The organism is Streptomyces diastatochromogenes (assembly GCF_002242805.1).
GTDB lineage: Bacteria > Actinomycetota > Actinomycetes > Streptomycetales > Streptomycetaceae > Streptomyces > Streptomyces diastatochromogenes.
Map to the genome: position 1 here is coordinate 72,274 of NZ_MCGQ01000016.1, position 17,820 is coordinate 90,093.

Annotated in this window: 15 protein-coding genes; 5 read left to right on the top strand and 10 right to left on the bottom strand. The window is 72.1% G+C overall.

Translation table 11 applies throughout. The features are described from left to right. Positions 1-164: 164 nt before the first annotated feature. From nirD to BEK98_RS19835, 6 genes are all read right to left on the bottom strand, one after another. Complete coding sequence (nirD, locus tag BEK98_RS19810; protein ID WP_094217921.1) at positions 165-515, bottom strand: nitrite reductase small subunit NirD; 351 nt, start codon at positions 513-515, stop codon at positions 165-167. Then, positions 512-3,118 (bottom strand): nitrite reductase large subunit NirB, encoded by a 2,607-nt coding sequence (nirB, locus tag BEK98_RS19815; protein ID WP_094217922.1) that lies wholly within the window; start codon positions 3,116-3,118, stop codon positions 512-514. Before nirB ends, nirD begins: the two co-directional genes overlap by 4 nt. After that, positions 3,118-4,332, bottom strand: coding sequence for an NAD(P)/FAD-dependent oxidoreductase (locus tag BEK98_RS19820; RefSeq protein WP_094217923.1), 1,215 nt, complete (start codon positions 4,330-4,332; stop codon positions 3,118-3,120). Before BEK98_RS19820 ends, nirB begins: the two co-directional genes overlap by 1 nt. 129 nt (positions 4,333-4,461) lie before the next feature. After that, positions 4,462-5,082: a class F sortase gene (locus BEK98_RS19825; protein WP_094217924.1), complete on the bottom strand. Its 621-nt coding sequence runs from the start codon at positions 5,080-5,082 to the stop codon at positions 4,462-4,464. 153 nt (positions 5,083-5,235) lie between these two features. Then, a complete protein-coding gene (locus tag BEK98_RS19830; RefSeq protein ID WP_094217925.1) occupies positions 5,236-5,790 on the bottom strand; it encodes a hypothetical protein in 555 nt (184 codons plus the stop codon). A 287-nt stretch (positions 5,791-6,077) separates the two neighbouring features. Beyond that, the gene (locus BEK98_RS19835) at positions 6,078-6,803 is read right to left on the bottom strand and encodes a TetR/AcrR family transcriptional regulator (RefSeq protein ID WP_094217926.1); all 726 of its coding nucleotides are present in this window, start codon (positions 6,801-6,803) and stop codon (positions 6,078-6,080) included. 154 nt (positions 6,804-6,957) lie between these two features. On the opposite strand from BEK98_RS19835, the gene BEK98_RS19840 reads away from it, so the two are divergent. Then, a complete protein-coding gene (locus BEK98_RS19840; protein ID WP_094217927.1) occupies positions 6,958-8,454 on the top strand; it encodes an MFS transporter in 1,497 nt (498 codons plus the stop codon). 65 nt (positions 8,455-8,519) lie between these two features. On the opposite strand, the gene BEK98_RS19845 is transcribed toward BEK98_RS19840, so the two are convergent. Further along, on the bottom strand, positions 8,520-10,169 hold the full coding sequence (locus BEK98_RS19845; RefSeq protein WP_094217928.1) for a M4 family metallopeptidase: 1,650 nt from the start codon (positions 10,167-10,169) through the stop codon (positions 8,520-8,522). Positions 10,170-10,333: 164 nt separating this feature from the next. On the opposite strand from BEK98_RS19845, the gene BEK98_RS19850 reads away from it, so the two are divergent. Then, positions 10,334-10,765: a gamma-glutamylcyclotransferase family protein gene (locus BEK98_RS19850; RefSeq protein WP_244201905.1), complete on the top strand. Its 432-nt coding sequence runs from the start codon at positions 10,334-10,336 to the stop codon at positions 10,763-10,765. A gap of 1 nt (position 10,766) precedes the next feature. On the opposite strand, the gene BEK98_RS19855 is transcribed toward BEK98_RS19850, so the two are convergent. Continuing rightward, positions 10,767-11,597: an arylamine N-acetyltransferase family protein gene (locus tag BEK98_RS19855; RefSeq protein ID WP_094217930.1), complete on the bottom strand. Its 831-nt coding sequence runs from the start codon at positions 11,595-11,597 to the stop codon at positions 10,767-10,769. Positions 11,598-11,871: 274 nt separating this feature from the next. On the opposite strand from BEK98_RS19855, the gene BEK98_RS19860 reads away from it, so the two are divergent. Beyond that, positions 11,872-12,357, top strand: coding sequence for a hypothetical protein (locus BEK98_RS19860; protein ID WP_094217931.1), 486 nt, complete (start codon positions 11,872-11,874; stop codon positions 12,355-12,357). 5 nt (positions 12,358-12,362) lie between these two features. Here BEK98_RS19860 and BEK98_RS19865 read toward each other — a convergent pair whose 3' ends face one another. Next, positions 12,363-14,546 (bottom strand): molybdopterin oxidoreductase family protein, encoded by a 2,184-nt coding sequence (locus BEK98_RS19865; RefSeq protein WP_094217932.1) that lies wholly within the window; start codon positions 14,544-14,546, stop codon positions 12,363-12,365. Positions 14,547-14,649: 103 nt separating this feature from the next. Then, the gene (locus BEK98_RS19870; protein ID WP_094218249.1) at positions 14,650-15,327 is read right to left on the bottom strand and encodes a SanA/YdcF family protein; all 678 of its coding nucleotides are present in this window, start codon (positions 15,325-15,327) and stop codon (positions 14,650-14,652) included. 181 nt (positions 15,328-15,508) lie between these two features. Between BEK98_RS19870 and BEK98_RS19875 the strand changes: the two genes are divergently transcribed. Continuing rightward, positions 15,509-16,369: a sirohydrochlorin chelatase gene (locus tag BEK98_RS19875; RefSeq protein WP_094217933.1), complete on the top strand. Its 861-nt coding sequence runs from the start codon at positions 15,509-15,511 to the stop codon at positions 16,367-16,369. 148 nt (positions 16,370-16,517) lie between these two features. After that, entirely contained in the window at positions 16,518-17,792 is a 1,275-nt protein-coding gene (locus BEK98_RS19880; RefSeq protein ID WP_094217934.1) for a deoxyguanosinetriphosphate triphosphohydrolase, read from the top strand. The last annotated feature ends 28 nt before the right edge of the window (positions 17,793-17,820 follow it).

The window sequence follows — 17,820 nt, forward strand, 5'->3', positions numbered from 1 at the left end:
CTCCAGGAACACCGAATCCGGACATGCGGTCAGGAATCTGACTGTATGTCCGGATTCAGGCTAGGGTTCGCCCCCGGGCCGCACGAGCCGGTTGATCCAAGTGGCTGACCGGCTCCCGGTCAGGCGGCCCGTACTGCGCGCGTCAGGCGCTGCGCACGTTGCTGTCAGGTGCTTCGCACCTGGTACGTCGCCACCCGCACCGACTCGTCGTCCAGGCACTGCCCGGTCTCCAGGTCGAAGCGCTGCTTGAGCAGCGGGGACGCCACGAACGGGCGGCCCTGATGGGTGCCGGTCAGGCCGCGGGAGAGGACCGCCGCGCCGCCGAAGGGATCGCGGTTGTCGATGCCGTACAGCCGGCCGTCGCGGTCGCGGAACAGGGCGACCTGGCGGCCGTCCGGCAGCAGGGCGGCCACGCCCCGGCCGGGCAGCAGCCGGCTCAGGTCGCAGACCGTGAACCATTCCTCCGCGAGCCGGAGCTGCACTTTCAGGTCGGTCGTCTCGGGTGCCAGGGTCATCGCTGGGCGCTTCCTTCCAGGGGACGGTGGCCGATGGTCAGCAGCGGCAGGTCGGGCTTGATCTGGTCGCGCTCGGGCACGAAGCCGACGACCGGGTCGGGGGTGTCCGGCGCGTTGACGAAGGACACGAACCGGGCGAGCTTCTCGGGGTCGTTGATGGTGGTCGCCCACTCGTCGGCGTAGTGCGCCACGTGGTCCGCCATCAGGGACTCCAGCTCCTCGCAGATGCCGAGGGAGTCCTCCACGACCACGTCGCGCACGTGGTCCAGGCCGCCGGGGATCCGCTCCAGCCAGGTGGAGGTGCGCTCCAGCCGGTCGGCGGTGCGGATGTAGAACATCAGGAACCGGTCGATCAGGCGGACCAGTTCGGCGTCGGTGAGGTCCTGCGCCAGCAGGTCCGCGTGGCGCGGGGTGGCGCCGCCGTTGCCGCCGACGTACAGGTTCCAGCCGTTGGAGGTGGCGATCACGCCGAAGTCCTTCGACTGGGCCTCCGCGCACTCGCGGGCGCAGCCGGAGACCGCCGACTTGAGCTTGTGCGGGGAGCGCAGGCCCCGGTAGCGCAGCTCCAGGTCGATCGCCATGCGGACCGAGTCCTGGACGCCGTAGCGGCACCAGGTCTGCCCGACGCAGGACTTCACCGTGCGCAGCGCCTTGCCGTAGGCGTGGCCCGACTCGAAGCCGGCGTCCACCAGGCGGGTCCAGATCAGCGGGAGCTGCTCGACCCGCGCGCCGAACATGTCGATCCGCTGACCGCCGGTGATCTTCGTGTAGAGGCCGAAGTCGCGGGCGATCTCACCGATCACGATCAGGCCCTCGGGGGTGATCTCACCGCCGGGGATGCGCGGGACGACCGAGTACGAGCCGTTCTTCTGGAGGTTGGCCAGGAAGTGGTCGTTGCTGTCCTGCAGGGCCGCCTGCTCGCCGTCCAGGACATAGCCGCTCGCGCCGATCGTCGGGGCGAGGGAGGCGATGATCGACGCCACTGCCGGCTTGCAGACCTCGCAGCCGCCGCCGCCCCGGGCCTCCTCGCGGCCGTAGCGGTCGAGCAGGTCCTGGTAGGTGTTGATGCGCAGGGCGAGGACGATCTCGTACAGCTCCTCGCGGGTCTGCCCGAAGCAGCCGCACAGGCCCTTGTCGACCTCGACGCCGGAGGCCTCCAGCTCGGCGGTGACCAGCTGGCCGAGCACCTTGACGCAACTGCCGCAGCCCGTACCGGCCTTGGTGCACTTCTTCACCTCGGGCACGGTCGTGCACCGGTGGTCGGTGACCGCGCCGCGGATCGTGCCCTTGGACACGTTGTGGCAGGAGCAGATGATCGCCTCGTCCGGCAGCGCGGACGGGCCGAGCTGGGCCCCCGAGCCCGCTCCGGCGGGCAGGACGAGCGACTCGGGGGAGATGGGCGGGACCGAACCGGTCAGGGCGCGCAGGGTGCCGTACGCGTCCGCGTCGCCGACCAGGATGCCGCCGAGCAGCGTGCCGTCCCGGCCGATGACCAGCTTCTTGTACAGGCCCGCGCGGGAGTCGGAGTAGACGACGTCCAGGCAGTCCTCGGTGGCGCCGTGCGCGTCACCGAAGGAGGCCACGTCCACACCGAGCAGCTTCAGCTTGGTGGACAGGTCGGCACCGGTGAACGTCAACTGATCAGCCTCGTCGGCGGCGATGGTCGCGGCGGCCGTCGCGGCCTGCTCGTAGCCGGGGGCCACCAGGCCGTAGACCCGGCCGTCGGCGGCCAGCGCGCACTCGCCGATCGCGAAGACGTGCGGGTCGGAGACGGTACGGCACTGCTCGTCGACGGCGATGCCGCCGCGCTCGCCGACGGTCAGGCCGCAGTCGCGGGCCAGCTGGTCGCGGGGGCGGACACCGGCGCTGAACACCACCATGTCGGTGGCGAGTTCGGAGCCGTCGGACAGCTTCATGCCGGTGACGGCACCGTCCGAGCCGACCACGATCTCCTGCGTGCCGACGCCCGTGTGGACGCTCAGGCCCATCTCCTCGATGGTGCGCAGGAGCGCGGCGCCGCCGCCCTCGTCGACCTGGACCGGCATCAGCCGGGGCGCGAACTCCACGATGTGGGAGGTGAGTCCGAGCCCCTTCAGCGCACCGGCCGCCTCGAGCCCCAGCAGACCGCCGCCGACCACCGCACCGACCGTGGCCTTCGACTTCGCGTACGCCTCGATCGCGAGCAGGTCCTCGATCGTGCGGTAGACGAAGCAGCCCTCGGCGTCCTTGTTGGGGACGGGGGGTACGAAGGGGTACGAGCCCGTGGCGAGGACGAGGGCGTCGTACTCGAAGACCTGGCCGGACCTGGCGGTGACCTTCTTCGCCTCGCGGTCGATGGTCTCCGCGGGGTCACCGACGTACAGCTCGATGCCGTGCGTGGCGATGAACTCCATGTCGGTCATGGAGAGGTCCTCGGGCGTCTTGCCCGAGAAGTACGAGGTGAGGGCGACGCGGTCGTACGCGGGACGCGGCTCCTCGCACAGCACGACCACGCGGTGCGTGGCGGTCAGGCCGCGCTCGGCGAGCGCTTCGAGGAAGCGCTGGCCGACCATGCCGTGGCCGACGAGCACGATCGTGGGGGTGGCCCCCAGGGTGGCGGTCATCAGGAGCCTCCATCGTTGGTGAGCAGGTGGAGCAGGGGGCCGTCGTCGGGGAGCGGCTCTGCTCCCTCCCAGGCGCGGGCGAGCGCGCCGACGGTGCCGAGTTCGCCGACGAGGACCCCGCCGACCAGGCGGTCGTCGCGGACGACGACCTTGCGGTAGGTGCCCCGGGTGGCGTCGGTGAGCTGCACGACGTCGTCGCCGGGGCGGGGTTCGGTCTCGCCGAACGCGGCGAGGTCGAAGGGGGAGTCGGGACCGGTCAGGGTCAGCCGGGTCAGGGCGCGGGTGCCCGTGTAGCGGGCGTTCGCGTCTCCGGCGAGCAACTCGGCGAGCAGGTCGGCTTGTTCGAGGGCCGGGGCGGCGAGGCCGTAGACCGTGCCGTCGTGCTGGGCGCAGTCGCCGATGGCGTGGATGTGCGGGTCGGAGGTGCGCAGCTCGTCGTCGACGAGGACGCCCTTGTGGACGGCGAGGCCCGCCTGCTCCGCCAGACCCGCGCGGGGCCGTACCCCGCAGGCGAGGACGACGAGGTCGGCGTCGAGGGCGTACCCGTCGGCCATCTCCACCGAGCGGACCGCGCCGCCGACGCAGCGCACGTCCCGCACCCGGCACTCGGTGTGCACCTCGACGCCCAGGTCCTTCAGGTGCCGCAGCACCAGCCGGGAGGCGTTCGGGTCGAGCTGGCGCTCCATGAGCCGCTCGGCCTGCTGGGCGAGGACCACCTGGGCGCCGCGCACGGCCAGCGCGCGGGCCGCGGAGACCCCGAGCAGCCCGCCGCCGATGACGACCGCCCGCACCCCCGGGCGTACCGCCTTGGACAGGCCCAGGCAGTCGTCCATCGTGCGGAACGCGTGCACGCCCTCCGGGAGCTGGTGGTCAGGGGTGAACAGGCCGCGCAGCGGCGGCAGCACGGGGTTGGAGCCGGTGGCCAGCACCAGCGTGTCGTATGCGATCGAGGTGCCGTCGGCGCACTGCAGCTGCCGCGCCGTGCGGTCGATGCCGGTGACCCGGGTGCGCACCAGGCCGCCGGGCGCGGGGAGGGCGATCACCTCCGGGGCGTACCGGCGGGCCAGCACCTCGGCGAGCAGCACCCGGTTGTACGGCCGGTGCTCCTCGTCGCCGACGAGCAGCGCGGGCGTGCCCAGCTCACCGAGCCGCCGGGCGAGCCGTACGCCCGCGAGGCCGGCGCCGATCACCACCACACGCGTATTCGAGGTCATGTAAAGGAGCGTGCGGCCCCGACGTTACCCGGCCGCATCACTCCTGTTTCCCACGAGGAACGCTGCCCTCAGCGGGGGCGGAGCGGGGGTGTGAGGGTCCCGTGCGGGCGGCTGGGGGCGCTGTGAGGTTCAGCGGCTGCCCGTCAGATGGGCGAAGACCACCACGTTGCCCTGGTAGCCGGTGGCCTTCGAGTAGGTGCCGCCGCAGGTGATGACCCGCAGCTCGGGGCGCGCCGCCGCGCCGTACACCTTCTCGTCGGGGAAGTTCCGGGCCGCGTACACCTCCACCGCGTCCACGCTGAACACCGCGGTGCTGCCGTCCTTGCGGTCCACCTCGATGACGGCGCCCCGCTTCAGGGCACCGAGGTTGTAGAAGACGGCGGGGCCCTCGGTGTTGTCGACGTGGCCCGCGACGATCGCGGTGCCCGTCTCGCCGGGCGTGGTGCCGGCCTCGTACCAGCCGGCCAGGTTCTTCTCCGCGGCGGGCGGCACGTCCAGGCTTCCGGCGCTGGTGAGCGCGAGGCCCATCAGCGGGGCGTTCACCTTGATCGTGGGGATGCGGATCCGGGTGGGCGGGGACGGGTCGAGCGCGGGTGACGTGAGCCGCTCCTCGCCGGGGTCGGGGCGGCCCTCGGCGGCCGTCGGCTGCGGCGGCGCGTGCGTCGCGGCCCCCGCGCCGAGCAGCCACACCGCCGAGCCGAGGGCTACGACGGTGATCGCGGCTATGGCGGTGTCCCCGATCCTGCGCATACGAAACCCCTCTCCCGGAGGCGAGCCTCCCGCGAGGCGGGACTTGGGTGGATCCCTGATGCGGACCCCCGTCCCCCTCCGAGCCGCGAGGGGCATCGGACCCGGAGGGGGCGGGACTTGCGGTACCGGCGGACGGACAGCGGAGGGTGTCCGTCAGATCCCGTCGCCTCTCGCCCGGCGATGCAGGAGCCAGGTACCGCCCGCGGCGGCGACGGCCAGAGCCGCCACACCCGCCGTGGTCTGCACGGGGTCGGTGCCGAGTGCGCCGCCGACCCCCGTCTTCACACTTCCGCGCGGCTGCACCTGCTCGTGCGCCGCGCCCAACGCCACGACCAGGTCGCCCGTGACCTGCTTGGCGCCCTCGGCGCACTTCGCGACGATCTCGTACGTCCCCGGCTGCGCGCTCGACGGCACCCGGAACTGTCCGATCGCCTCGCCCTCGTGCGTGCTGGGTGCCAGCGGGAACGTCCCGGCGCCGACCGCGCCCGCGTCCCCGACCGCCATGCCCTTGTCCCCGCAGGCCGCCGTGTTCACGGTGACCTGGGTGCCCGGCAGGGTGGTGGACGGGTACACCTGCAGACTGCCGGCGAGGGAGCCGAAGGGGCGCGCCGCCGTGTCTACTGCCTCGCCGTAGGCCGGTGCCGTGGCGAGTCCCGCCGCGGCGACGGCGAGCGAGGTACCGGTCAGCAGACGGGCGGTGCGTCGCATGGTGCTCCCCAGGGCTGGTCCGACTCGTTGATCCGACTCGTACAGGGGCGCGCCCCTGCCCTTCCGAGGTAAGTCGCACTCGAGCCCGTCCGCTTCCTGAAACACCGTCAGAAATGCGATGAACGGGTGGCGCCCGCGACCCCCGCGCGGCCTAGTGGGGGCCGAGTTCCGGCAGGTCGCGGGCGTGCGCGAGAGGTCGTATGAAAAAAGCACAAATGGCACCCCGGTCGGCGGTGAACGGGTGACCGGGGGTGGCCGCGTGACGCTGCCTCACGAAACTCCCGCGGCTAGCGCGGCAGTCGCAGGGCCAGTCCGTCCAGGACGACATCCAGTCCGTAGGCGAACTTGGCGTCCCGGTCCCGGGCGGGGTCACGGGGCGTGGGCTCGGCGTAGGAGGCGGCGAGATTGGTGTGGCCGGCGGCGGCCTCCTGGGCGGCGGGCATCAGCCGGTCGATGAACTCGGCCTCCGTCTGCCCGGACCGGGCGACCGTGGTGAGCCAGGCGGCCTCGGTGGTGCTCATGCCGAGCGTGTACGCCAGCAGGGTGCTGATCGCCTGATCGGGCTCGGGGAAGCCGGCCGAGGTGAACAGCGCGGCGAGCCGCTCGGAGAACGACATCAGGTTGGGGCCCAGGTAGACGAGTCCGGCCTGGCCCATCACCGAGGACACCCAGGGGTGCCTGAGGGCGGTCGCGCGGAAGGACTGCGCGGCCTCGGCCACGGCGGCCCGCCAGTCGGGGTCGGCGCCGGCCGGCACCCGGATCTCGGCCGCGACCTCGTCCACGGCCAGCTCCATCAGCTCGTCCTTGGTGGCCACGTGCCGGTACAGGGAGGTCGCGCCGGCGTTCAGGCGGGCGCCGAGCTTGCGCATGCTGAGCGCCTCGACGCCGTCCGCGTCCAGCATCGCCACCGCCTCGCGCACGATCGACTCCCGGCTGAGCGAGGGCTGTTCGGGTTCGCGCCGCTCCCGGGCCCACACGGAGGGGATCGGGTTCGGCTTGGTCCTGGCGGCCATCGGCGGACTCCTCTGGGTGCGTACTTCGTGCGCATCCAGCGTACAGCGTTCAAGGGTTGCGCACACTGTTCCGGGCTGCGTACAGTGTTCGCATCGCAGCCCGGAACGCTGTACGCATCACCGGAACGGTGTGCGCAAGAGAAGAGGGAACCCCATGGAAAGCCGCAATCCCCGACGCTGGTGGATCCTCGTCGTGCTCTGCCTGAGCACGCTGGTCCTGGTGATCGACAGCATGGCGCTCACCGTGGCGGTGCCCGCGATGACCGAGGACCTCGGCGCGAGCGCCCAGGACGTCCAGTGGATCCTCGACTCCTACGTCCTGGTCTTCGCCGGCCTGCTGCTCACCTCCGGCAGCCTCGGTGACCGCTTCGGCCGCCGGAAGGTGATGCTGATCGGCCTGCTGCTGTTCGGCGCGGCCTCACTGGCCGGCACGTTCGCCGCCGATCCGGCCCAAGTGATCGCCGTACGTGTGGCGATGGGCGTCGGCGGGGCGCTGGTCATGCCGTCCACCCTCTCCATCCTCATCACCGTCTTCGACGAGGAGGAGCGCGGCAGGGCGATGGCGGCGTGGGGCTCGGTGTCGATGCTCGGCCTGGTCGGCAGCCCGGTGCTGGGCGGCGTGCTGGTGGACCACTTCTCCTGGCACTCGATCTTCTTCCTCAACGTCCCCGTGGTCGCCCTGGCCGTCCTCGCCGGTGTGACCCTGATGCCGGAGTCCAAGGCGCCGTGGCAGAAGGCCGACCCGCTGGGCGCGGTGCTGTCGGCGGCCGGGATGACCGCGCTGGTCTGGTGGATCATCGAGATCCCGCAGCACGGTGCCTTCGGCGGCCGTTCCCTGGTCAGCCTGTCAGTCGCGGTCGTCGCACTCGCCGCCTTCGTGGTCTGGGAGAACGTCAGCGCGTCCCCGATGGTCCCGCTGGTCCTCTTCAAGCACCGCAACTTCAGCGGCGGTTCGCTCTCCCTGGCCCTGGTCCAGATCGGCAACGGCGGCCTGCTGCTGGTCCTCACCCAGTACCTGCAGTTCGTCCTCGGCTACTCGCCCATCAAGGCGGGCCTGGCCTTCCTGCCGCTGGCCGTGACCGCGATCATCGGCAACACCGCGGGCGTGAAGCTGGCCGCGAAGATCGGCAACCGCTTCGTGATCCTGACCGGCATGCTGATCATGGTGGCCTGCTTCGCCCTGCTCACCACGGTCGACGCGGGCTCCGGCTTCACCGTCCCGGCGATCGCCCTCGGCCTCCTCGGCCTGGGTGCCGGTGCGGCCATGCCGGCGGCGGTCGGCGCCCTGATGAGCACCATCCCGGCGGACAAGGCGGGCGTCGGCTCGGCCCTGAACGACACCGTCCAGCAGGCCGGCACCGCCCTCGGCATCGCGATCCTCGGCTCGCTGCTCTCCAGCGGCTACGCCGACCGGATGCCCGCGGGCGCCCCCGCCCAGGCCCGCCAGTCCATCGCCGGCGCCGTCGCCGCGGCCCACCCGGACCTCCTGCGCACCGCCCGCGAGGCCTTCACCTCGTCGATGTCCACCACCTTCGCGCTCAGCGCGGTCGGGGTTCTGGCGGCGGCGGTGCTGGCTACGGTGGTGATGCGGGACGGCAAGCCGGGGGAGGCGGCGGAATCCCCGGCCCAGGAGCCGGAGTTGGCCGTCTGACCGGAGTGCACAGCGGAAAGGCCGGTGCCCGAGCGGGCACCGGCCTTCCGGCGTCGTCGTGGGGCTCAGTTCACGTTGACCGCGCTCCAAGCCGCCGCCACCGCGTTGTACTCCGTGCTCCCCGCGCCGTAGAGGTCCTTCGCCGCGTTCAGGGTCGCCGTCCGGGCCCCCGCGTAGTTCGTGGAGGACGTCATGTAGACCGTCAGTGCCCGGTACCAGATCTTGCCGACCTTGTCCCGGCCGATGCCGGTGACCGTCGAGCCGTTGGAGGTCGGCGAGTCGTAGCTGACGCCGTTGATGGTCTTCGCGCCGCTGCCCTCAGCGAGCAGGTACGCGAAGTGGTTGGCGACGCCCGAGGAGTAGTGGACGTCGAGGTTCCCGACCGACGAACTCCAGTAGTCGGCGGAGTTCCCGTCCTTGGACGGCTTGTCCATGAAGCGCAGGGCGGGCTTGCCGAAGCCGGACTTCACGATCTTCTCGCCGATGAGGTAGTCACCGGGGTCGGAGGGGTTGTTCGCGTACCACTCGACCATCGTGCCGAGGATGTCGGAGGTGGCCTCGTTGAGGCCGCCGGACTCGCCCGAGTAGGTCAGCGCCGCCGTCTTGGAGGTGACGCCGTGCGTCATCTCGTGCCCGGCCACGTCCAGCGCGACCAGCGGCCCGAAGGTCGAGCCGTCACCGTCGCCGTACGTCATGCAGAAGCAACTGTCGTCCCAGAAGGCGTTGTTGTAGTTGCTGCCGTAGTGGACGCGGTTGTACGAGCCCTTGCCGTCGCCCGCGATGCCGTTGCGGCCCTGGACGTTCTTGTAGTAGTCCCAGGTCTCGTTGGTGCCGTACTGGGCGTCGACGGCGGCCGAGGAGCGGTCGGCGGTGGCGCCCGTGCCCCAGTGGTTGTCGGCGTCCGTGAACAGGGTCGCGGGGGCCCGGCTGAAGCAGATGCCGAAGAAGCACAGGTCGGTCTTGTTCTCGGCGTCACCGGTGTAGGTGTTGCCGCGCGTCGGGTCCTTCAGCTGGTACGACGACCCCGACTGGGTGGTCTCCAGCGGAACCGTCCCGCTGTACAGCGACTTGCCGTCGCCGGTGGCCGTCTCGATGCTGTCCCAGGCGTCGATCTGGGCGCCGGTGCGGGCGTCGGTCAGCACGGTCCGGGCGACCGGGTTGCCGAGCGAGTCCTGGGCGACGGCGTTGGTGCGCCAGGCGAGCTTCGGGGCGCCGTGCAGGGCGTCGACGACGAGTTCAGGCTTGGCCTTGATCTGCTTCAGCGCGTCACCGAGGTTGGCGGCACGCAGCGCGTTCACCGCGAGGTCGGCGGCCCTGGGGCCCGACACCTTGGGGACGATCGAGGACAGGGCGATACGGCTCCTGGTCGCCCGGTCGGCGCTGCGGAAGGCGCCGCTCGGAGCGAGGTGGACCACGAAGTCGCCGCCGAGCACCGGGAGTTGGTGGTAGGTGCGGTCGTAGCGGACGTGCTGGGTGCCGTTCTTGTCGACGATCACGTCCCGGACGCTGGTGTCCTGGGCGGAGGTCAGACCCAGGCTCGCGGCGTGCGCGAGGAGGGCCGAGGCCGCGTTCTCGACGGCACCGGCCCGGGTGGGCCGGCCGTCGGCGTGGGCGGCGGGGGAGAGGGCGGCGGCCAGCAGGGTCGCGGTGGTGACGGCGACACCGGCGGTGGCGAGACGACGGGTTCCTCGGACGTGCTGACGTATCCGACTCATCTGTCTCCTTGGGGAGGCGCCTTCGAGGCGTGGGGGTTAGGCGTGGGGGTGAGGCGTAGGGATGGCGCTGATGTCGACTGAGATTTAAGAGGGCATGACATGTCATGTCCATAGCGCCGCCATGGAGATGTGTGCGGAGTCGAAGGGGGTACAGAATCGTTTCCGTGATCACTCCGGACCACCGAGACCCGCTGCCCTTCTTCGTCTACGGCACCCTCCGCCCCGGCGAGGCCAACCACGACCAGTTCCTGCGCGGCCGCACGCACACGGAGGAACCGGCCCGCCTCCCGGACGCGGTGCTCTACGACGGCCCCGGCTACCCCTACGCCGTCGAGGCACCCGGGGAAGCGGTCAGCGGCGACCTGATCACCGCGCTCCCGCAGGCGTACGGCCGGCTGCTCGCGGAACTGGACCGGCTGGAGGAGTACACCCCGGGCGACCCGCGCAACCTGTACGAGCGCGTCGCCCGGGACGTCGTACGCGCCGACGGCACGGCCGTCCGGGCCTGGGTGTACGTGGCCGCGCCGCGCATCGCCGCCCGGCTGCGGGCCGGCGGGCGGCTGATAGCGGGCGGGGACTGGCTGGCCCGCCGCTGACTCAGCGCAGCAGCGTGAGCCCCTCGGGCACGGCGATCCCGAACTCCTCCTCCACCACGCGCCGCGCCTCCGCCTCGTCGGTGAGCTTGCGCTCGGTCACCGTGCCGTCGGCCCGGGTCTCGACCAGCCGGGCGCCGTCGAGCGCGAGGTGCCGTTCGGGGGTGGTCCGCTGGAGGTAGGGGCGCTGGGTGAAGGGGGAGCGGGGGTTGGTGCCGATGTGCCAGTTGATCACTTCGTAGTCGGGCGCGAAGAACGGCTCCAGCGTGAACGCGTACTGGCTCACCCAGTCCCGCGCGTCCCGGTCGTACGCCTGCAGCGCCCACAGCTCCAGCGGCCCGCCGTACGGCAGGTGCACGAGCCGGTGCCGGCGCCCCGCGCCCTCGAACTCCTCGCCGACGGTCAGCGGCACGGGCTGCAGCAGCGCCCCGGCCGCCCCGAACCCGACGTCCGCCAGATACGGCTGCGGATCGCCCGGCACCTCCACGCGCAGCATCATGTGCGTACGCGGACGGCTCTCCACGGTCTCCGCGCCCAGCACCACCCGCCCCGCCAGCCCGGTCACCCCGAAGCCGAGCGCCTCAAGGGCCAGCCTGAGCAGGGTGTTGTGCTCGTAGCAGTAGCCGCCGCGACGGCCCCGGACCATCTTGGCCATCAGATCGGCCGGGGCGAGCGACGGCGCCCTGCCGGACCAGGCGTCCAGGTTCTCGAAGGGGAAGGACAGCGCATGGGCCAGATGCACACCCCGCAGGGTCGCGAGATCGGCCCGCCTGCCGCCCTCCCACCCGATGCGCTCCAGATAGGCGTCGAGGTCGAACTGCTCGGTGTCGGACATACGGCGAACCTACGCGAGCCCGGCCTTCAGGCAGCACCCGGAACGACACTGGACGCAAGATCGTGGGATCGGCCATGATCCCGGCGTGCACATACCGAGACGATACGCCGAGGTCATCGCCGCAACCTTTCTGACGGCAGTGCTGGCCGGCTGCTCAACGCCAAGCTCCCAGCCCTCGCCGGCGGCCATGCGCTCGGCGGCTTCATCTCCGTCGGCCCCCGCAACCCCCTCCTCGGCCTCGGGCGCACCTGCGTCTGGGGCGGGAGCACAGCTCATGGCCGCCATCCTGCCGGTACCGGCAGGCGCGCATGCCTGGACCGACCGCAACGGCCCGCTGGAGTTGAACGGCTTCGCCCACGAGCTCTTCAAGCCGGACGCCGTCTCGCGGGAGAAGGCCGTGCTCGTACGCCGGCGCTTCGTCGCGGCCGCGCGGCAGGGCTGGATCAGCCCCGATGCAAGCCAGGCCGACATCTTCCTCGTTCGGTTCGCCGCGCCCACCGGCGCCGAGAGCATGTACAAGTCCATGGCACACACCTGGCAGACCAGCAGCACGCCGCACCAGAAGACCTTCGCCGACCCCGCGGACCACGCCACCGGCTCCGCCATCAGCGATCTCGACAAGCTCGGCAACGCCAGTGTCAAACTGATCAGCGTCCGCAAGAACCTGTTCGTCTACATCCACTACTTCACCGCCGCGACCCCCGACCGCAGCGAGGCGCAGGATCTCCTCCATCGCCAACTCGACGCCCTTGACAAGTAGGTCCGTCACACAGGCCGTACCGCCTCCACCCGTACCGCGCACACCTTGAACTCCGGCATCCGCGAAGTCGGGTCCAGGGCCGGGTTGGTGAGGGTGTTGGCGCGGCCCTCGCCCGGCCAGTGGAAGGGCATGAAGACCGTGTCCGGGCGGATGGCGGTCGTGATCCGTGCGGGGGCCACGGCCCGGCCCCGTCGCGAGACCACCGCCAGCGGGTCGCCCTCGTCCGCTCCGAGCCGGGCCGCGAGCCGCGGGTGCAGCTCCACGAACGGGCCCGGCGCGGCCGCGTTCAGCTCCGCCACCCGTCGCGTCTGCGCCCCTGACTGGTACTGCGACACCACCCGGCCGGTCGTCAGCAGCAGCGGGTACTCGGCATCCGGCTCCTCCGCACTGGCCCGGTGCGCCACGGCGACGAACCGCGCCCGGCCGTCCTCGGTGGCGAACCGGTCGAGGAAGAGACGGGGGGTGCCCGGGTGTACGTCGGGCACGGCGCTCTCGGTGTCCCCGGCCGGATCGTCGGGCAGGGCGTCGAGCACCGTGTCCTCGCCGTCCTCGCCGTCCTCGCCGTCTTCGTCCGTCACACCGGTGGTCGCCGGGCACGGCCAGAACACCCCGTTCTCCTCCGCGAGCCGTCGGTAGGTGATCCCGGAGTAGTCCGCCGGACCGCCCGCGCTGGCCCTGCGCAGTTCCTCGAAGACCTCCTCCGGGTCGGTCGGGAAGCCCTTCTCCACGCCCAGCCGGGCGGCCAGCTCGTGCAGGACGTGCAGGTCGCTGCGGACGTCCGGCGGCGGGGCGATCGCCTGCCGGCGCAGCAGGACCCTGCCCTCCAGGCTGGTCGTCGTGCCCGTCTCCTCGGCCCACTGGGTGACCGGCAGGACGACGTCCGCCAGCTCCGCCGTCTCCGACAGGACGACGTCCGCCACCGCGAGGAAGTCCAGTGAGCGCAGCCGCTCCTCGATGTGGGCCGCGCGCGGGGCCGACACCACCGGGTTGGACCCCATCAGCAGCAGCGTCCGGATGTCCGTGCCGAGCGCGTCCAGCAGCTCGTACGCGCTGCGCCCCGGCCCGGGCAGCGAGTCGGGGTCCACGCCCCACACCTCGGCCACGTGCCGCCGCGCCGCCGGGTCGTCCAGCTTGCGGTAGCCGGGCAACTGGTCGGCCTTCTGGCCGTGTTCCCGCCCGCCCTGCCCGTTGCCCTGCCCGGTCAGACAGCCGTACCCGGACAGCGGACGGCCCGCGCGGCCGGTCGCCAGGCACAGGTTGATCCACGCGCCCACCGTGTCCGTGCCCTTGGCCTGCTGCTCCGGCCCGCGCGCGGTCAGCACCATCGCCGACTCCGGCTCGCAGAACAGCCGCACCGCCTCCCGCAGCTGTGGCACGGACACCCCCGTGATCCGCTCCACGTACTCCGGCCAGTGGGCCATCGCGGCCGCCCGGGCCTCCTCCCAGCCGGTCGTGCGCTCCTGGATGTACGCCTCGTCCGTACGGCCCTCCGCCACCACCAGGTGCAACAGACCGAGCGCGAGCGCCAGATCGGTGCCCGGGCGGGGCGCCAGGTGCAGGTCCGCCTGCTCGGCGGTCTTCGTACGGCGCGGGTCGACGACGATCAGCGTGCCGCCGTTCTCCCGCAGCTCGCTGAAGAAGCGCAGCGACGGCGGCATGGTCTCGGCGAGGTTGGAGCCGACGAGGATCACGCACCCGGTCCTCGGGATGTCCTCCAGCGGGAAGGGCAGCCCCCGGTCCAGCCCGAACGCCTTCGTGCCGGCGGCGGCCGCGGACGACATGCAGAAGCGGCCGTTGTAGTCGATCTGCGAGGTGCCCAGCACCACCCGCGCGAACTTGCCGAGCGTGTACGCCTTCTCGTTCGTCAGCCCGCCCCCGCCGAACACCCCCAGCGCGTCGGGGCCGTACCGCTCCCGCGCCGCCCCGAGCCGCTCGGCGATCAGATCCAGCGCGTCACCCCAGGCGGCGGGCACCAGCCGGCCACCCGACCGCACCAGCGGCGAGGTCAGCCGCACCGCCGACGACAGCACCGCCGGGGCCGTACGACCCTTGCCGCACAGCGCGCCCCGGTTCACCGGGAAGTCGGCGCGTTCGGTCACCTCGACGCCCCCCTGCGGCAGGGGCGTGATGTTCATCCCGCACTGCAAGGCGCAGTACGGGCAGTGGGTGGGCGTCGAGGTGGTCTCCATGCCGACCAGCGTGCTTCGGGCGTGTTACGTCCCGTGACGGCTCCCTGTTACACGGCCGGGAAGCCGACCTCCCCGCGCCCACGCGAGCGCCGTGAGGCAGCCGTCAGCGCCCCGCGGCCAGCGCCCGCGCCACCCCGGGCTCCCGCGGCCCGAGGAACGTCGGATCCGGATGGAACACCGCGTCCAGCGCCGCCTTGCCCGCCGCGAACACCTCGCGCGTGCCGCCGTAGTACCAGGTCGCATCGTGTTTGGCGGCCACCCCGATCCCGTACGACGCCACCCCCGCGGCCTCGCACAGCGCCACCGCCCGCCGGATGTGGAACCCCTGGCTGATCAGCACGGCCCGGTGCACCCCGAAGATCTTCCTGGCCCGCACACAGGAGTCCCAGGTGTCGAAGCCCGCGTAGTCGCTGACGATCCGGTCGTCCGGCACCCCGTGCTTCCCGAGGTACGCGCGCATGGCGTCCGGCTCGTCGTAGTCCTTGCGGCTGTTGTCCCCGGTGACCAGCACGACCTTGATCCGGCCCGCCCGGTACAGCTTCGCCGCCGCGTCCAGCCGGTGCGCCAGATACGGCGACGGCTCCCCGTCCCACAGCCCGGCCCCGAACACCACCGCGACATCGGTGCGCGGCACGTCCGCCGTCGTCCGCAGCCGGTCCGCCGTCGACACGTACAGCCAGGTGGCCGGCAGCAGCGCCAGCACACACACAGCCATCACGACCTGCACCAGCCGCCGCTGCCCCTTACGGGTGCGCGGCAGCCGCGGTCGACGGATCTTCATACGGCCCCCAGTGATCGGTCCCCCGGTGATCGGTCCCCAGTGATCGGTTCCGACCTTGGAGGACGCGAGGAACACCGATCCGGTTCGCCTCACATCGTCCATACGTACGACGTGAACGCACGGAAAATACCCGTGACGGCCCGGCAACGGCGGCGCAACCTCCCCGCGCCAGGATCCTTCCATGACGGCGTCGAACCCTCCCCGCGACGAGCCCCGCATCCACCTCGACAGCACGGCGCACCTCATGAACAGCATCAGCAGCCAGCTCGCCGGCCAGCTCCGGCTGGTCTCCCCGATCGGCCGCCGCCGCCCGGCCCCGCCCGCCCTGGTCCTGGTCGCCCACGGCAGCCGCGACCCGCGCGCGCTCGACACGGTACGGGCCCTGATGGCCCGGGTACGCGAGCTGCGCCCCGCCCTCCCCGTGCACCTGGGCCACATCGAGCTGAACGAGCCCCTGCTCCCCGACACCCTCGCCGCCCTCGGCGACACCCCCGCCGTCCTCGTCCCCCTGCTCCTGAGCCGCGGCTACCACGTCAAGCAGGACATCCCCGAGATGGCCGCGGCCGCCCCGACACGCGCCCGCGTGGCCGCCCCGCTCGGCCCGCACCCCCTCCTGGCGGACGCCCTGCACACCCGCCTGATCGAGTCCGGCTGGCCCACCACCATGGACCGCACCACCCGCCGCTCGACCGCCGTCGTCCTCGCGGCAGCGGGCTCCCGCGACCCCGACTCGGCCACGGACACCCGCCGCACGGCCCGCCTCCTCGCCGACCGCCTGGGCGTCCCGGTGGTCCCGGCATACGCCTCGGCGGCGACCCCGACGGTGGAGACGGCCCTGCGCGCCTTGGCAGCGCGAGGCCGGCACCGGGTGGCCATCGCCTCCTACTTCACGGCCCCGGGCCGCTTCGCGACACAGTGCGCGCAGCAGGCCCCGTGGATCGCCTCCGCTCCCCTGGGAGCCCAGAAGGCAATGGCCCACCTGATCCTCCACCGCTACGACCAGGCACAGGCGACGACGGAGGCGGAACTCGCCTCAGCTTGAAACAGGCGCAGGCGGAAACCCCCTGAGGGGCGCGGGGAACTGCGCGACAAGCCACACACAACCCGCACCCGCCCGAAAACAGGACTTGGCAGACGACTAGGCGCACCGCCACCACCCAATTGTCACTGCCGACCCGTACTGTCGAATCATGGAAGGCACCGCACCCGAGACCAGTTACGACCCGACGTCAGTCGACCGCTGGGCCCCCGAGCCCGACAAACGCCCAGGCCGCACAGCCTTCCAACGCGACCGCGCCCGCATCCTGCACAGCGCGGCACTGCGTCGCCTCGCCGGCAAGACCCAAGTGGTAACGCCCGGCACCCGCAGCCAGGCCTGGGACGCGAGCCCGAGAACACGACTGACCCACTCCCTGGAGTGCGCCCAGGTCGGCCGAGAGCTGGGCGCAGCCCTCGGCTGCGACCCCGACCTGGTGGAGGCGGCCTGTCTCTCCCACGACCTCGGCCACCCCCCGTTCGGCCACAACGGCGAACAGGCGCTGAACGAGTTCGCCGACGACTGCGGAGGCTTCGAGGGCAACGCCCAGTCCCTCAGACTCCTCACCCGCATCGAGCCCAAGCGCTTCACCCCGGAGGGCTCCGTCGGCCTCAACCTCACCCGCGCCGCCCTGGACGCCGCCACCAAGTACCCCTGGCCGCGCGGCGCCCATCCCACCGACCCGGCGTCCCCGAAGTTCGGCGTGTACGAGGACGACCGCCCGGTGTTCGACTGGGTCCGCAAGACCGCCCCCGGCACCCGCACCTGCTTCGAGGCCCAGGTCATGGACTGGTCGGACGACGTGGCCTACTCGGTGCACGACGTCGAGGACGGTCTGCACGCCGGCCACATCGACCCCAATTGCCTGCACGCCGAACCCGAGCGGCAGGCGGTGTTCGAGGTGGCCATCGGCCGCTACGTCCCCGCGGACACCGACCGGGCGGAGCTGGCCGCCGCCCTCGACCGCCTCCAGGACGAGGAGTGGTGGCCGCACGGCTACGACGGCACGGCCGTCGCCCAGGCCCGCCTCAAGGACGCCACCAGCCAGCTCATCGGCCGGTTCTGCCTGGCCGCCGAGACCGCCACCCGCGCCGCGTACGGCACCGGCCGGCTCACCCGCTACGGCGCCGAACTCGTCGTACCCCACGAGACCCGCATGGAGTGCGCGGTGCTCAAGGCGGTCGCCGACCGGTACGTCATGCAGCGCGCCGAGCAGGAGCGGCTCCGTGCCGACCAGCGGGTGGTCGTCGCCGAGCTGGCCGACGCGCTCACCGCCCGGGCGCCGGACGGTCTGGAGCCACAGTTCCGGGCACTGTTCGAGGAGGCACCCGACGACCATGCGCGCAAGCGGGTGATCGTCGACCAGATCGCCTCCCTCACCGACGCCTCCGCACGCTCGCTGCACGCGAGACTGACAGGGCATATGTGAAGGGAACGTGACCCTGGGTGGCCTGATC

Excerpts from the sequence above, each read along its gene's own strand:
- BEK98_RS19845 (WP_094217928.1), bottom strand. The coding sequence starts at position 10,169 with ATGAGTCGGATACGTCAGCACGTCCGAGGAACCCGTCGTCTCGCCACC.
- BEK98_RS19860 (WP_094217931.1), top strand. The coding sequence starts at position 11,872 with ATGGCCGCCATCCTGCCGGTACCGGCAGGCGCGCATGCCTGGACCGAC.
- nirD (WP_094217921.1), bottom strand. The coding sequence starts at position 515 with ATGACCCTGGCACCCGAGACGACCGACCTGAAAGTGCAGCTCCGGCTC.
- BEK98_RS19835 (WP_094217926.1), bottom strand. The coding sequence starts at position 6,803 with ATGGCCGCCAGGACCAAGCCGAACCCGATCCCCTCCGTGTGGGCCCGG.
- BEK98_RS19825 (WP_094217924.1), bottom strand. The coding sequence starts at position 5,082 with ATGCGCAGGATCGGGGACACCGCCATAGCCGCGATCACCGTCGTAGCC.
- BEK98_RS19870 (WP_094218249.1), bottom strand. The coding sequence starts at position 15,327 with ATGAAGATCCGTCGACCGCGGCTGCCGCGCACCCGTAAGGGGCAGCGG.
- BEK98_RS19840 (WP_094217927.1), top strand. The coding sequence starts at position 6,958 with ATGGAAAGCCGCAATCCCCGACGCTGGTGGATCCTCGTCGTGCTCTGC.
- BEK98_RS19875 (WP_094217933.1), top strand. The coding sequence starts at position 15,509 with ATGACGGCGTCGAACCCTCCCCGCGACGAGCCCCGCATCCACCTCGAC.
- BEK98_RS19880 (WP_094217934.1), top strand. The coding sequence starts at position 16,518 with ATGGAAGGCACCGCACCCGAGACCAGTTACGACCCGACGTCAGTCGAC.
- BEK98_RS19865 (WP_094217932.1), bottom strand. The coding sequence starts at position 14,546 with ATGGAGACCACCTCGACGCCCACCCACTGCCCGTACTGCGCCTTGCAG.
- BEK98_RS19830 (WP_094217925.1), bottom strand. The coding sequence starts at position 5,790 with ATGCGACGCACCGCCCGTCTGCTGACCGGTACCTCGCTCGCCGTCGCC.
- BEK98_RS19820 (WP_094217923.1), bottom strand. The coding sequence starts at position 4,332 with ATGACCTCGAATACGCGTGTGGTGGTGATCGGCGCCGGCCTCGCGGGC.
- nirB (WP_094217922.1), bottom strand. The coding sequence starts at position 3,118 with ATGACCGCCACCCTGGGGGCCACCCCCACGATCGTGCTCGTCGGCCAC.
- BEK98_RS19855 (WP_094217930.1), bottom strand. The coding sequence starts at position 11,597 with ATGTCCGACACCGAGCAGTTCGACCTCGACGCCTATCTGGAGCGCATC.